The sequence below is a fragment of the Vibrio salinus genome (assembly GCF_021272385.1).
Taxonomy (GTDB): Bacteria; Pseudomonadota; Gammaproteobacteria; order Enterobacterales; family Vibrionaceae; genus Vibrio; species Vibrio salinus.
Window position 1 is genome coordinate 876,178 of record NZ_JAJSDZ010000005.1, and the last position, 14,874, is coordinate 891,051.

At 42.0% G+C, this 14,874-nt stretch carries 13 protein-coding genes; 3 read left to right on the forward strand and 10 right to left on the reverse strand.

The genetic code is table 11. The features are described 5' to 3' along the window. The first annotated feature begins 152 nt into the window (after window positions 1–152). Entirely contained in the window at window positions 153–956 is an 804-nt protein-coding gene (gene suhB / locus LRQ06_RS04205) for an inositol-1-monophosphatase (protein ID WP_232765186.1), read from the forward strand. 109 nt (window positions 957–1,065) lie between these two features. On the opposite strand, the gene secF is transcribed toward suhB, so the two are convergent. From secF to queA, 5 genes are all read right to left on the reverse strand, one after another. Beyond that, the gene (gene secF / locus LRQ06_RS04210; protein ID WP_232765187.1) at window positions 1,066–2,013 is read right to left on the reverse strand and encodes a protein translocase subunit SecF; all 948 of its coding nucleotides are present in this window, start codon (window positions 2,011–2,013) and stop codon (window positions 1,066–1,068) included. Between the two features lie 15 nt (window positions 2,014–2,028). Further along, window positions 2,029–3,885, reverse strand: a complete 1,857-nt coding sequence (gene secD, locus LRQ06_RS04215) for a protein translocase subunit SecD (protein WP_308218812.1) — start codon at window positions 3,883–3,885, stop codon at window positions 2,029–2,031. Between the two features lie 22 nt (window positions 3,886–3,907). Further along, entirely contained in the window at window positions 3,908–4,240 is a 333-nt protein-coding gene (gene yajC / locus LRQ06_RS04220) for a preprotein translocase subunit YajC (protein ID WP_232765188.1), read from the reverse strand. Window positions 4,241–4,341: 101 nt separating this feature from the next. Continuing rightward, entirely contained in the window at window positions 4,342–5,472 is a 1,131-nt protein-coding gene (gene tgt / locus LRQ06_RS04225) for a tRNA guanosine(34) transglycosylase Tgt (protein ID WP_232765189.1), read from the reverse strand. A gap of 109 nt (window positions 5,473–5,581) precedes the next feature. Further along, on the reverse strand, window positions 5,582–6,634 hold the full coding sequence (queA, locus tag LRQ06_RS04230) for a tRNA preQ1(34) S-adenosylmethionine ribosyltransferase-isomerase QueA (RefSeq protein WP_232765190.1): 1,053 nt from the start codon (window positions 6,632–6,634) through the stop codon (window positions 5,582–5,584). A gap of 279 nt (window positions 6,635–6,913) precedes the next feature. On the opposite strand from queA, the gene LRQ06_RS04235 reads away from it, so the two are divergent. Continuing rightward, window positions 6,914–7,378, forward strand: a complete 465-nt coding sequence (locus LRQ06_RS04235) for a CBS domain-containing protein (RefSeq protein ID WP_232765191.1) — start codon at window positions 6,914–6,916, stop codon at window positions 7,376–7,378. Window positions 7,379–7,447: 69 nt separating this feature from the next. Here the strand turns inward: LRQ06_RS04235 and LRQ06_RS04240 are convergent, their stop codons facing one another. Continuing rightward, window positions 7,448–8,353 (reverse strand): hydrogen peroxide-inducible genes activator, encoded by a 906-nt coding sequence (locus LRQ06_RS04240; protein ID WP_232765192.1) that lies wholly within the window; start codon window positions 8,351–8,353, stop codon window positions 7,448–7,450. Between the two features lie 211 nt (window positions 8,354–8,564). Between LRQ06_RS04240 and LRQ06_RS04245 the strand changes: the two genes are divergently transcribed. Beyond that, entirely contained in the window at window positions 8,565–9,179 is a 615-nt protein-coding gene (locus LRQ06_RS04245) for a peroxiredoxin (RefSeq protein ID WP_232765193.1), read from the forward strand. A 138-nt stretch (window positions 9,180–9,317) separates the two neighbouring features. Here LRQ06_RS04245 and phoU read toward each other — a convergent pair whose 3' ends face one another. Genes phoU through LRQ06_RS04265 form a run of 4 tightly spaced genes read right to left on the reverse strand, consistent with a single transcriptional unit; the run spans window position 9,318 to window position 14,718 of the window. Beyond that, a complete protein-coding gene (gene phoU / locus LRQ06_RS04250; protein WP_232765194.1) occupies window positions 9,318–10,016 on the reverse strand; it encodes a phosphate signaling complex protein PhoU in 699 nt (232 codons plus the stop codon). A 16-nt stretch (window positions 10,017–10,032) separates the two neighbouring features. Next, complete coding sequence (gene pstB, locus LRQ06_RS04255; protein WP_238483897.1) at window positions 10,033–10,848, reverse strand: phosphate ABC transporter ATP-binding protein PstB; 816 nt, start codon at window positions 10,846–10,848, stop codon at window positions 10,033–10,035. 5 nt (window positions 10,849–10,853) lie between these two features. Further along, window positions 10,854–12,497 (reverse strand): phosphate ABC transporter permease PstA, encoded by a 1,644-nt coding sequence (gene pstA, locus LRQ06_RS04260; RefSeq protein ID WP_232765472.1) that lies wholly within the window; start codon window positions 12,495–12,497, stop codon window positions 10,854–10,856. 25 nt (window positions 12,498–12,522) lie between these two features. Further along, on the reverse strand, window positions 12,523–14,718 hold the full coding sequence (locus tag LRQ06_RS04265; protein ID WP_232765195.1) for an ABC transporter permease subunit: 2,196 nt from the start codon (window positions 14,716–14,718) through the stop codon (window positions 12,523–12,525). Window positions 14,719–14,874: the final 156 nt, after the last annotated feature.

The following is a 14,874-nucleotide window of genomic DNA, read 5'->3' on the forward strand; positions in this document are numbered from 1 at the left end:
GGTGGAATACTATCACACTCAACCAATAAAATAATCGTCAGCCTTCTATACCATCGACTAACAGAACATTATTTAACCACTTCCTTTTTAGCCAGAGTTTGCTATACTCACGCCGCTTTTATTCGTTCTTTAACATCCGTTGGGAAATTCGTATGCATCCAATGCTAAACATTGCTATTCGCGCTGCGCGAAAAGCGGGCAATCATATTGCTAAATCACTAGAAAATGCAGATAAGATTCAATCGTCTCAAAAAGGCACTAACGACTTCGTTACTAATGTCGATCAGGAAGCCGAATCGATGATTATCGAAGTAATCAAAACTTCTTATCCGGAACATTCTATTATCGCAGAAGAAAGCGGTCTTCTTGAAGGTAAAGACGCTGAAGTACAATGGATCATCGACCCACTGGATGGCACAACAAACTTTGTAAAAGGTTTACCTAACTTTGCCGTTTCTATTGCTGTTCGCATAAAAGGAAGAACAGAAGTCGCCTGTGTTTATGACCCTATGCTGAATGAACTGTTCACAGCTCAAAGAGGTTCAGGTGCTCAGTTAAATAACTCAAGAATCCGTGTTAACCCATCGAAAGAATTAACCGGCACCGTACTGGCTACGGGGTTCCCGTTCAGACAAAAACAACACTCTGAATCCTATCTGAAAATACTCACTGGTTTATTCTCTGAATGTGCAGATTTTCGTCGCACCGGTTCTGCCGCACTTGATCTTTGTTACGTAGCTGCTGGTCGTGTTGACGGGTACTTCGAACTTGGTTTAAAGCCATGGGATATCGCAGCCGGTGAACTGATTGCCCGCGAAGCTGGTGCGATTGTAACCGATTTTTCAGGCGGAACAGATTACATGAAGTCGGGCAACATCGTAACCTCAAGTGCCCGTGTTGTTAAATCTATGCTGAAACATATTCGTGAAAACGGCAATGAGGCAATAATTAAGTAATAAATCAGAGATAATTAGATACTGATTTTCTACATCCAACCAATCAAAAAAGACCGTTAATTTTTCAATTAACGGTCTTTTTATTCCTGGCGATTTAAACAGTCATAGTCTACGGAAGACTGTCAAATTCAGCCCCTTCTTTTTCTACTTTTGGTGGCATCAGATGCTCACGCGTAATTCCTAATTTCAGCGCTAATGCAGATGCAACGTAGATTGAAGAGTACGTACCAACAGTAATACCCAATAACAGAGCAAGAGCAAAACCATGTATCGATGGTGCGCCTTTTACGAACAAAGAAATAACTACAAACAGTGTCGTACCTGATGTTATCAGAGTACGGCTGAGAGTCTGTGTAATTGAACTGTCCATAATCTCGGCCGGGCTGCCTTTACGCATTTTACGAAAGTTCTCCCGGATACGGTCAAACACAACAATGGTATCGTTAAGTGAATAACCAACTACTGTCAGCAGTGCCGCAACGATGGTCAGGTCAACTTCAATTTGTAAAAATGAAAAAACACCAAGCGTAATGGTCACATCGTGGGCAAGTGCAAGAACAGCCCCGGCAGACAACCGCCACTGGAAACGCATGGAAACATAAAGCAGGATACAGATTAACGAAACAATAATCGCCATCCCACCAGCTTCAGCCAGCTCATCACCCACACTGGGTCCGACAAATTCAATACGTCTCATTTCAACGTTTTGTCCGGTGCCGAATTTAATAGCATGAATGATTTGATTTCCAATCACTTCGCCCGCGACATGTTCCCGAGGACGAAGACGAACCATCACTTCTCTAGTTGAACCAAAGTTCTGTACTGTTGCGTCATCAAAGCCTTCTTTAACTAACGCCGCCCGGACTTCACTCAGATTAGCCGGTTGTTCAAACCCTACTTCAATCAAAGTACCGCCGGTGAAATCCAAACCAAAGTTGAGACCTTTCACTGCCAGCGTCGCAACCGATGCAATAATCATCAAAGAAGAAAATGCGAAGGCAAACTTAGACCAACGCATAAAGCTAATAACATGCTTGGTTCTTAATAACTGAAACATAACGATTTCGCCTCCCTAAATCGATAATTTTTTAATACGTTTGCCACCATACAGCAGGTTCACGATACAACGTGTTCCGACAATAGCAGTAAACATAGAAGTCAAAATACCGATAGAAAGTGTCACAGCGAAACCTTTAATCGCCCCAGTACCCACGGCAAATAAAATAATAGCGGTAATCAAGGTTGTGATGTTTGCATCAGCAATGGTGCTAAATGCATTTGCATATCCCTGATGAATCGCCTGTTGTGGATTTCGCCCATCCCGAATTTCTTCCCGGATACGTTCAAATATCAACACGTTTGCATCCACAGCCATACCCACAGTCAAGACAATACCGGCAATGCCCGGCAAGGTCATGGTCGCCCCCGGAATTAACGACATCACACCGACAATCATGATTAGGTTCGCAATCAGGGCAATATCAGCAATAAGCCCAAACTTACGGTAATAAAGCAACGTGAACAACATAACCGCCACTAAGCCCCATATACAAGCCTGAACACCCATATCAATATTCTGCTGCCCCATAGATGGACCAATTGTTCTTTCTTCAACAATGGAAATGGGAGCAATCAATGCACCTGCACGTAACAACAACGCCAAATTATGCGCTTCTGCCGGAGAATCAATACCGGTAATGCGGAAATTACGTCCCAGAGCTGACTGAATAGTTGCCTGATTAATGACTTCTTCATGCTTAGACAAAATAACTTTGCCATCCGGTGTTTTGCGTCCACTGTCTTTATACTCAGCAAACACCGTCGCCATCAGCTTACCGATATTTTTTTGAGAAAAGGCCGACATTTTACTGCCACCTTCACTGTCCAGAGAAATATTAACCTGAGGACGGCCATATTCGTCCGCGCTTGAGCTGGCATCAGTGATACTGGAACCACCAAGAATCACACGCTTCTTCAAAACAACCGGACGACCTTGTCTGTCTTTCTTGACTTCTGTACCGGGAGGAATACGTCCCGCCGCCGCGGCTGAAATGTCGACACTGGTATCTACTTCGCGGAATTCCAACGTCGCGGTTGCACCAAGAATTTCTTTTGCTCGGGCTGTATCCTGAACCCCTGGTAATTCAACCACAATACGACTCGCACCCTGACGCTGAACCAGTGGCTCAGCCACACCAAGCTCATTCACACGATTACGTAAAATGGTAATGTTTTGCTCAACCGCGTAATTACGAATTTCCTGCAACCGGTTCTCAGTAAAACTCGCAATCAGACTATAACGGCCATTACTCTCTTCTGTTTTAAACGTCATATCACGATGTTTTGACGTCAACAAACCCAGAGCTTCATTTGCCTGGTCTTCATTTCTTAAAACAATTTCAATTTTATGATCATCAATGGTCTTAATAGAACGGTAACGAAGCCTTTTTTCTCTTAATTCAGAGCGGAAAGATTCTTGCTCCTGACCAACTAACTTATCCATAGCCGCGCCCATGTCCACTTCCATCAAAAAGTGAACACCACCACGCAGGTCAAGACCCAGTTTCATTGGAGAGGCACCGATATCCTGAAGCCAGGTCGGTGTTGAAGGCGCAAGGTTTAATGCAACAACTGAGTTTTTATCTAACGCGTTGTTAATTACATCCCGGGCCGTAATTTGAGTATCCGTATCTTTAAAACGAACGAGAATAGACCCGTTTTCCAAGGCAGCGGATTTATATGGAATATGCTCTTTTTTCAGAGCATCAGTGACAGTATCCAGCGTAGACATCTGAACAGAGGCGCCTCGCGCCCCTGTTATCTGAACAGCCGGATCTTCACCATAGATATTTGGAAGCGCATATAATGCACAGATGGCGATAATAAATACCACCATCAGATACTTCCACAATGGATAGCGGTTTAGCACAGCGAGGATCCTCTGGCTGTTTTTATAGAGATTTAAGCGTACCCTTTGGTAGCACAGCGGTTACGAAATCTTTTTTAATGACAACTTCGTTGTTTGCATTTAGTTCAATAGCAATAAAGTCATTGTCGTCAGAAATTTTAGCAATTTTTCCGACAATACCACCATTGGTCAAAACTTCATCACCTTTTGACATCGATGACATCAAATTTTTATGCTCTTTTGCGCGTTTCGCTTGAGGGCGGTAAATCATGAAATAGAAGATGACGGCAAAAACAGCCAACATAATTACCATTTCAAAACCACCACCTTGTGGGGCACCTGCGCCCGCAGCATGGGCAACTGAAATTAAACTCATCGAGAAACGTCCTCTAAGTTATTGTTGTTAAGTTGTATCATAATTGGGTTAAGACAACGAAAATTCAAGAATATATCACTATTTTCCGCATCTGAACCCGGTTATTTTTGCAAAGGTGGCACTTCACGCTCACGTCGGGCATAAAAATCTTCGACAAACTGCTCGAAACGATCTTCTTCGATAGCCTGACGAATACTGGCCATTAAACGTTGATAATAGCGCAAATTATGGATTGTATTTAATCTTGCACCTAAGATTTCATTACAGCGATCTAAATGATGAAGATAGGATTTAGAATAGTTCCTACATGTATAGCAATCACAATGAGGATCCAATGGTGTAGTGTCCGTTTTGTGCTTAGCATTACGAATTTTTACAACACCGCCTGTAACAAACAAATGTCCATTACGGGCATTGCGTGTCGGCATAACGCAATCAAACATATCCACACCACGTCTGACCCCTTCAACAAGGTCTTCTGGCTTACCAACTCCCATCAGATAACGGGGTTTTTCTTCCGGTAGCTGAGGACAGGTATGTTCCAGAATCCGGTGCATATCTTCTTTAGGTTCACCAACTGCCAGACCACCGACCGCATATCCGTCAAAATCAATGTTTGTCAGACCTTTTACCGAAGTATCGCGTAGATCTTCATAAACACCGCCCTGGACAATACCAAATAGTGAATTCGGATTTTCAAGTTTCTCAAAATGATCTTTTGAGCGCTGAGCCCAGCGTAACGACATTTCCATTGATTGTCTGGCTTCTTCATGAGTCGCCGGATAAGGCGTGCATTCATCAAAAATCATCACGATATCCGATCCCAAATCGTGTTGAATTTCCATGGATTTTTCTGCATCCATAAAAATTCTGGCACCATTGACAGGGTTACGGAAATGCACCCCTTCTTCGGTGATTTTCCGGATATCGCCTAAACTGAAGACCTGAAAACCACCGGAATCTGTCAGAATCGGGCCTTTCCAGTTCATGAAGTCATGTAAATCGCCATGCATTTTCATCACTTCCTGACCGGGACGCAGCCACAAATGGAAAGTATTACCTAAGATAATCTCCGCACCAGTTTCTTCAATCTCTTCCGGTGTCATTCCTTTTACCGTTCCGTATGTCCCTACAGGCATGAACACGGGCGTTTGAACTGTTCCTCGTTCAAACGTAATCTGCCCGCGGCGTGCATTGCCATTTTTTTTCTTTAATTCAAACTTTAACTTCACAAAGCCTCCAATTTGCCAGAGAAACAATCTGACGGTTTTTAAGTTATCAGTTGGCCGTAAAATTCCGCTGGTTTTCCGCGAAATCACGTCATCACGGATCACTGATAGCTTAGTTTACTTTCTTTTCGATAAACATCGCATCACCATAGCTGAAGAAACGATATTTTTGCTCAACGGCATGATTATAAGCCGTCATTACATGCTCATAACCCGCAAATGCACTCACTAGCATGATTAGGGTGGACTCCGGCAAATGGAAATTTGTTATCAGACAATCAATAATCTGATACTCATAACCAGGGTAGATAAATATGTCGGTATCACCAAAAAATGCTTCTAATTCAACACCTTTTTTCAATGCGCTCTGAGCTGCGCTTTCAAGAGAACGGACAGAAGTGGTACCGACCGCAATTACTCTGCCACCTCTCTCTTTTGTTTCTTTTACTGCATCAATCACTTCCTGAGGAACTTCAACATATTCCGAATGCATATGATGGTTTTCGACATCCTCAACTCTGACTGGCTGAAAGGTTCCTGCACCGACATGTAATGTCACGTATGCCAGTTGTACCCCTTTATTTTCAATATCTTTAATAAGCGCATTATCAAAATGTAGTCCTGCTGTCGGGGCTGCAACAGCTCCTGGCTTGACACTGTATACCGTCTGATAACGCTCTTTATCAGCATCTTCATCCGGCCGGTCTATATATGGTGGCAGCGGCATATGCCCAATATCATTTAAAATATCCAGAACTTTTTTATCGTCATTAAACTGTATTTCAAATAATGCATCATGACGTGCAACCATCGTCGCAGAATACTGATCATGCTCACCAATAAACAAGCCCGCCCCCGGCTTAGGTGCCTTTGATGAGCGAACATGAGCAAGAATAGAATGTTCATCCAGCATTCTCTCAACGAGTATTTCAATTTTTCCCCCAGATGCCTTTCGACCAAACATTCTGGCAGGAATCACCCGTGTATTATTAAATACGAGTAAATCTCCTGGCTGAACAATATCTAAAACATCTTTAAACGTACCGTCAGACAAATTGCCAGTGTTACCATTAAGTTGTAACAGGCGACTTGATGTACGTTCTTCTTTTGGATAACGAGCAATAAGCTCATCAGGTAAATCGAAATGGAAATCGGAAACTTGCATAATACAGATCTAACTATTCTTTGATATCATCATAAGCAGCGGGCTAGTATATACGGATTTTTGCTCAAACGTTACACCGAACGAGAAATAAAATCGTAATCAATGATAACCAAAATCCCTGCCCAAAAACTTTTCATCAAAAAAGTTGATGACTTCGCACCATTATATCGAAATAGCAACTACATTAACTATGTACCTAAACGCTAAAACGCTCTTAGCAACGGTAGTAAATTTTGCGGCTTACATTTCTTTCGTTACTTCTTCATGAAGGAGTTTATTATGATAAAAGTCGAAGATATGATGACCCGTCATCCTCATACATTGTCTGCCACAGACTCAATAAAAAAAGCCAGTATGTTAATGAGAAAATTGGACATACATCATTTACCGATTATTGATACAGCAGACAGGCTGCTCGGAGTGGTCTCACAAAGAGACATATTGAGCGCTCAGGAATCAAGTCTCACACAACCGATCTCTCAGGACGATTCAATGTCTAATCCCTTAATGACAATTATGCATAAGGGCGTAATGACGGTATCACCGAAAGCCGGATTAAAAGAAAGTGCATTGTATATGCAAAAGCATCATGTTGGCTGCCTTCCTGTACTGGATCACGGTAAACTGGTTGGTATCATCACTGATACCGACTTCGTAACAATTGCCATAAATTTACTCGAAATACAGGAAGATGCAGAACCCGATGAAATTGAAATAATCGATGATCTGAACGGCGACTTTTAGCAATATTATATTCGGTAGCCCTCAATAAATTACAACAGAGCTACCGAAACAAACTGAGTACTCCTGAAATCAGAGTAATTCGGACACCAAATCGGCCAGATGACCGAAAACTTCCCGCCGGGAAGAACTTGGACGCCAGACAAGTCCAATTAAACGGTAGGCACTCTGTCCGGGAGGATCCACAACAACCAGATTCTGGTTATCAAGCAAACCATGCTCTACCGCCATTTGGGGAATAAAAGTCGTTCCTAAACCATTTGCTACCATCTGGACTAACGTATGCAGACTGGTCGCCATAAATGGATTGATCTTCTCTTTTGCTGTCAGTTTACAGGCGGACACAGCATGTTCTGTCAAACAATGTTCATTTTCTAAAAGAAAGACCGATTCGTCTGGCAAATCAGCATACCGGATTGGTACTCTTACATGGCTGGCCTGATTCCGGCTTAGAATCATTTTAAACGGATCGTGTCCGACAACCCGGCTTTCCATCTCCCCGATTTCAACAGGAAGAGCCAATACCAATACATCAAGTTCACCATTTTTAAGTGCCGATAGTAGATTCGAGGTTGTATCTTCTCTGAGCAAAAGGTGTAATTTAGGATAACGGATGTTCACTTCCTGAACTAAATCTCCGAGAAGAAACGGAGCTATCGTTGGAATACAACCGAGTTTAACCTGACCTTCCATCAGGTCTCCTTGCCCTAAACGACCTAATTCGATCAAATCCTGCCCTTTTGCCAGTAATTCTCTACCCTGCTTAACGACCTGTTCTCCGGCATATGTAAACACTAAAGGGCTTTTTTTATCTTTCTTTTCGTATAAGGGACACCCTATCATCTCTTCAAGGTTCTGAATCCCCTTACTCAACGTCGACTGGCTTACAAAGCACCGTTCCGCTGCATCACTAAAATGACGTGTCTCAAATAAAGTCACCAAATAGTAAAGCTGTTTTAAACTAGGCCACTTATTCATATAAAACTCAATAACCTATCAATGTTTTTGTATTCTAACCCACAAATTAACTTCATCGTTTTTTTCGATGAAGTTAATCTATTTAATTCGCTTTTTTCTATACTACAATTTGTTCTATAGTTTGTCGCGTACAAACACGGTCCAAACACAAGGTCAAAGAGAAATACACCTGTGAGGTTTGGAAGCAATTATTACTATTAGGAGCAAAATAATGGTACTAGTAGGTCGTCAAGCCCCTGATTTTACTGCTGGAGCTGTTTTAGGCAACGGTGAAATCGTTGATAACTTCAATCTGAAAGAATTCATCAAAGGTAAAAAAGCAGTTCTATTTTTCTACCCACTAGATTTCACTTTCGTTTGCCCGTCAGAGATTATTGCATTCGACAAACGTCTGGCTGATTTCCAGGAAAAAGGCTGCGAAGTTATTGGCGTTTCTATCGACTCTGTTTTTTCTCACAATGCATGGCGTAATACTGCTGTTGATAAAGGCGGTATTGGTGAGGTTAAATATCCACTAATTGCTGATACAACTCATGAAGTTGTTGCAGCTTACGATGTCGTTGACCCTAACGGCCCTGGAATCGCACTACGTGGCTCTTTCTTAATTGATGAAGAAGGCGTTGTTCGTCACCAGGTTATCAACGATGGACCTCTTGGTCGTAACATCGATGAAATGCTGCGTATGGTTGATGCACTGGCATTCCACCAGGAGCACGGTGAAGTTTGTCCTGCTCAATGGGAGAAAGGTAAATCTGGTATGAAAGCCTCTCCGGATGGAGTCGCTGCTTACCTGTCTGAACACACTGATGATTTAGACAAAAAATAAAACCAGAGTCTGCGCTCAACATACTCTAAGGTTGGATTTAAAAAACAAAATAACTATCCGCCAAAAAAGTAAAGTCTAAACAAAATCGAGGCAAGTGCCTCGATTTTTATTTTCTGATTTTTACCGCTAAACCCACATTTATTTTAAAAGTTCATCAATTGATTCTTCACCTAAATGACGTACATCTTTCCCTTTTACAAAATAAATAATATATTCACAAATATTCTGACACCGATCCCCTACCCGTTCTATCGCCCGGGCCGACCACATAATCTGCAATATATGAGGGATGTTTTTCGTATCTTCCATCATATAAGTCATAAGTTGACGGATAACAGCCTCATACTCACTATCCAGCTTATCGTCTGTTTTATGCAAAAGAGCCGCTGACTCAACATCCATACGGGCAAATGCATCCAATACATCATGCAACATAGAGATAGCCTTCTGACACAAAGGCTCTAATGACACCCGGAATTTACGTTCTTCCGACAATGGCGACTCAATCACAACACGGGCCATCTTAGTTGCCACATCACCAATGCGCTCTAAATCGGTAATGGTTTTTATAATCGCAATAATTAAACGCAAATCTTTGGCTGTCGGCTGTCGCTTAGCAATGATTCGGGTGCACGCTTCATCGATCGAAACTTCCATTGTATTGACTTTGTGATCTTCCTGAACCACTTTTTTTGCCAATACCACATCCTGTTTATTTAATGCTTTCATTGCTAACGCAAGCTGCTGTTCTACCAATCCCCCCATAGCAAGAACATGGGTCCGGATTGATTCAAGCTCAACATTAAACTGCCCTGATATATGACGCCCTAGTTGCATTTTCTATTTACCTTACTTACCCATATCTGCCTGTAATGTAATCTTCTGTCTGTTTTTTCTCCGGTGAAGTAAAGATTGAATCTGTATCTGAATATTCAATCAGTTTCCCCATATGAATAAAAGCCGTATGATCACTTACCCTCGCAGCCTGCTGCATATTATGTGTCACAATAACCACAGTGTATTTCGTTTTTAAGTCATTAATCAATTCTTCAATTGTCAGCGTCGAAATTGGATCAAGAGCCGAAGTAGGCTCATCAAGCAACATAATTTCAGGTTCTATCGCAATAGCTCTTGCAATCACTAACCTCTGCTGTTGACCACCAGACAAACCAAAAGCATTTTCATGTAACCTGTCTTTTACCTCGTCCCATAATGCGGCAGAACGAAGCGCCCGTTCGACTGTATCATCCAGAACCCGGGTATCCTTAACTCTCTGTAGCCGTAGCCCATAAACAACATTTTCATAAATAGACTTAGGAAACGGGTTCGGCCTCTGAAAAACCATTCCAACCCGTCTTCTCAATGTCGGCACATCGATATCAGAAGAATAAATATCTTTTCCGTATAACTTGACCTGCCCTTCTACCCGGCAACTTTCCACCAAATCATTCATACGGTTAATACACCTGAGTAAAGTCGATTTACCACAACCGGAAGGGCCAATGAATGCCGTTACCTGACCGGTAGGAATGCGCATTGAAATATCTTTTAATGCATGAGCTGACTGATAAAAAAGATTCAGCTTCTCTATTTCAATCGCAGTATTTTTATCACTGAGATTATTAACATCAAGAGTATTTCCAAACCCCAATGGGGAATTTAAAGGCATGATAATTAATCCTGTCCTAACGTTCTGTACTTTTCTCGCAAATTATTACGGATCCCTATCGCCGTTAAATTCAAAGTCACAATGACCGCAACAAGTAAAAAAGCCGTAGCAAAAACCAAAGGTCTGGCTACCTCTATATTACTGGTCTGAAATCCCACATCATAAATATGGAAACCCAGATGCATAAACTTGCGCTCCAAATGTAAATATGGAAATTCGTTATCAACAGGCAAATCGGAGGTGTATTTAACAACACCAACAAGCATCAATGGCGCCACTTCCCCCGCCGCTCTTGCTATCGCTAAAATCATTCCTGTAATAATAGCAGGAGATGCCATAGGTAAAACAATACGCATCATGGTTTCAAATTGCGTAGCTCCTAATGCCATTGAACCATGCCTGACTGACATTGGTATACGACTCAATCCTTCCTCTGTAGCAACAATAACAACCGGTAAAGTTAATACAGCCAATGTTAATGCAGACCACAATAATCCCGGTGTGCCAAAAGTTGGAACGGGTAGATTCTCTGCGTAAAAAAGACGGTCAATACCAGAGCCAATGGTATATACGAAAAAACCAAGGCCAAAAACCCCATAAACTATCGAAGGCACACCGGCCAAATTTATCACAGCCACCCGGATCACCCGGGTAAGCACATTATCTCTAGCATATTCATGAAGATACACAGCTGCAATAACCCCAAGAGGCATCACTATCAGAGACATTAAAATCACCAGCAGAATGGTTCCGAATATCGCCGGGAAAACACCACCTTCAGAATTAGACTCCCGGGGGTTATCCGTTAAAAAGATCCATGCTTCATGTCCCCAGTGATGCATCTTATCCATCAATGACATATCATTCGGATACCAGGCATCCAGAATTTCACGGATAGGAACAGAAACAGTTTTTCCCTTTTGATACTCAAGAGTCAGCCATTGCTCTTTTAGCCGACCACGTAATTCATCCAGTTTCTTTTCGGCCTGAGTCAAATCATAATTTAACTTGTGACTTTTCACTTCATAGTGAGAAAGATATTCATCCGATACAGTTCCATTTAACTCTCTTTTTCTTCTGTCAGTCCGAAGCGATTCTAACGATGACCCAATTTTCTGGACCTTATCTTCAATCAATCTGGCAATTTGGGCCCGCACACTATGTGCTTTTTCAATCCCTGCTTCGAGTTGGGTACGAATATGATCCGTTGATGTTCCCTGAACGGAATGATAGCTGACCGGTTTACCATATAACTGACCATTACTGACCCGATCCAACACTATCCAGCCTTTGGGTTGCTGTTTTGATATCACCTGATAATCAAACAAAGAGGTAAAGTCTAAAGGTAGTAACTCTCTGTTAGCAATTTTGATATAAAAACGTTCAACGGAGTCTTCGCCTTTCGCCATTAACTTTTTTGCGTCAGGCAAATATTGAATATGTGAGAGCGGTATTGACTGGGTATCATAGAGTTGACCAACTACGACTCTGTTGTCAGAGGTATGCCACTCATAAAGCGGAGACGGCCAGAAATAAATCAGTCCTTTCCAGCCAATCAAAAGCAACAGGCCCATCACTGCCAGCAGACAAAAACTGACGGCACCACCAGTCAACCAGATCCACGGCGCGCCGGAGCGAAACCATCTGATAAAGGAAAAAGGGATTCGAACAGCCTTAAAGAGCACGGTATTTCTCCCTTAACCGCAATCGTATCCATTCAGCTAATGAATTCACAATAAACGTAAATACAAATAATATCAGTGCAGCTAAAAACAGAATACGATAATGAGAACTCCCAACTTCAGACTCAGGCAACTCAACCGCTATCGTCGCCGCAAGCGTTCTCATACCTTCCAGAATATTCCAGTTCATAATCGGAGTATTGCCTGTTGCCATCAGAACAATCATAGTCTCCCCGACGGCACGGCCAAGTCCCATCATAATCCCGGAAAAAATGCCCGGGCTGGCTGTCAGTAAAACGACATGCTTAAGGGTCTGCCACTGCGTGGCGCCCAGAGCCAGAGAACCATCAGAAAGATGTTTAGGTACAGAGAACACCGCATCCTCAGCAATCGTAAAGATAGTAGGGATGACCGCAAACCCCATTGCCAGCCCGACAACCAATGCATTTCTCTGATCAAAATTGAATCCATACTCTGCCAGAAAAACCCGGATGTCACCGCCAAACAACCACTGTTCAATATCAAAACTTAACGGCAAAACGATTGCCATCACCGCAGCAAGAACCGGAAATAAAACAATGGTATGCCAGCCTTTTTTCGTCCACCGACTATATTTTTTTGGTAATAACTTCCATAATGCACCGGCAACAATTGTAGAAACAGGCAATACAACGATCATCAGAACCGAGGAAACCAAATGCCGTTCGACAATAGGAGCAAACCATAAGCCAGCCAGAAAGCCGATAATAACGGTTGGTAATGCTTCCATCAGCTCGATCGTTGGTTTCACAATGCCACGCATTCTTGGTGTCATGAAATAAGCCGTATAAATTGCAGCTAAGACAGCGATGGGAACCGAAAACAACATAGCAAACATCGCCGCTTTAATCGTGCCAAAAGCGATCGGAACCAAACTGAATTTGGGTTCAAAAATATTACTGGCAGAAGTAGACTGCCACACATATTCAGGCTCGGGATAATTTTCATACCAAACTTTGTTCCACAAGGCAGAAAAAGAAACGTCTGGATACCCCAAATCGACATCGGCAATATAAATATTATCCTGGTTCAACGTTACTAACTTTCTTTCATCCTGAGAGAATACCGCCAATCCGGGAGCAGAAGGATATACGGTACCGAATTTAATCCGTTTATCACTGGTTGTGAAATAGCTACGAACCGATCCATTCTGATAAATAGCAAAAAAACCTTTTGAAAAAACGTTAGGTAAAATGAAATCCAGTCCACGACCTAAAGCAAACGAGCGTATTGACGTCAGTTTTCTTTGCCCGTTTTTCAGAACATCAAACCACTGGACCACATCACCATTACTGTAAACAGTTAATAATGAACTGGCTCCCGGTAATAAATGCATAGATACGATATGACTGTTTTTTTTCTCTGTATCAATAACATCACGGATATATAAACCGGCCTTGTTTTGTTTCGCAACCAACAATTCGTGGTTTATGTTACGGATATACAATGTCTTACCATCCGGCGTCAAACGCAACTCCTGAACATCAGGCAGAGAAACCGATAGCTGAGTTTTCCTTTCAACAGAAGAGTGGGTACTTAGATGTTGGCTGAACCAATGCAACTGGCCTGCAGTCGTATAAACCGCCATTTTTAATTGCTCAGAATGAACAGAAAAACTGACTAATTTAGCATCAATCAGTAATTTTTTAACGGTCTCTGACAACTGAATCATTCTCACCTGTGGGTGAAAGTGGTGACTTTTCCCGGAAACAGTGTCTGTAAATTCTGGCCTGATCAGAAAACTCTGCCCTCGCTCACCAATAACTAACAACCAATGTCCCAAATCAGATTTAAACCATTTATCCGGATGAAACGGTAACTGTCCATGTTGATCGTTTAGTTCAGATTGATGTTTCTTTAACGACAGAAACTCGGTTTTCCCCGATTTATCAACAATAAAGGCATACTGGCCATATTCATCAATGGATAAAAAAGCCGGTACAGTGACAGAAATGGCAACTTTTCGGTTTTCAATGTCTAACGTCGCCTTTGAAAACAAAGGAACCACAACCCAAACCAGATAAACAAAAATAAGAATTAATGCACCAAGCACACTGATGCCTCCCGCTGTTACAGCACACCGAGCGAGTCGATCTTTTAACAGCCGGATCCGGTCTGAAGATTTTAAAGAAAACCTAATTTGAGGCATGATATTCCATACTACAGAAAGCCTTTCCCATTTTATGTCGTTAGTTTGACACTTTTATTACAAAGTAAACTTAACCCACTGAAATCAAAAAAATGATGACAAGAAAAAAAATGAAATAAAAGTGTAACAATTTACACATACTGTCTAAACTAATTT

Bases quoted from the DNA above. Each gene is read 5' to 3' on its own strand.
- secF (WP_232765187.1), bottom strand. From the start codon at position 2,013: ATGTTTCAGTTATTAAGAACCAAGCATGTTATTAGCTTTATGCGTTGG.
- LRQ06_RS04265 (WP_232765195.1), bottom strand. From the start codon at position 14,718: ATGCCTCAAATTAGGTTTTCTTTAAAATCTTCAGACCGGATCCGGCTG.
- LRQ06_RS04235 (WP_232765191.1), top strand. From the start codon at position 6,914: ATGATAAAAGTCGAAGATATGATGACCCGTCATCCTCATACATTGTCT.
- phoU (WP_232765194.1), bottom strand. From the start codon at position 10,016: ATGCAACTAGGGCGTCATATATCAGGGCAGTTTAATGTTGAGCTTGAA.
- LRQ06_RS04245 (WP_232765193.1), top strand. From the start codon at position 8,565: ATGGTACTAGTAGGTCGTCAAGCCCCTGATTTTACTGCTGGAGCTGTT.
- yajC (WP_232765188.1), bottom strand. From the start codon at position 4,240: ATGAGTTTAATTTCAGTTGCCCATGCTGCGGGCGCAGGTGCCCCACAA.
- LRQ06_RS04240 (WP_232765192.1), bottom strand. From the start codon at position 8,353: ATGAATAAGTGGCCTAGTTTAAAACAGCTTTACTATTTGGTGACTTTA.
- suhB (WP_232765186.1), top strand. From the start codon at position 153: ATGCATCCAATGCTAAACATTGCTATTCGCGCTGCGCGAAAAGCGGGC.
- pstB (WP_238483897.1), bottom strand. From the start codon at position 10,848: ATGCCTTTAAATTCCCCATTGGGGTTTGGAAATACTCTTGATGTTAAT.
- queA (WP_232765190.1), bottom strand. From the start codon at position 6,634: ATGCAAGTTTCCGATTTCCATTTCGATTTACCTGATGAGCTTATTGCT.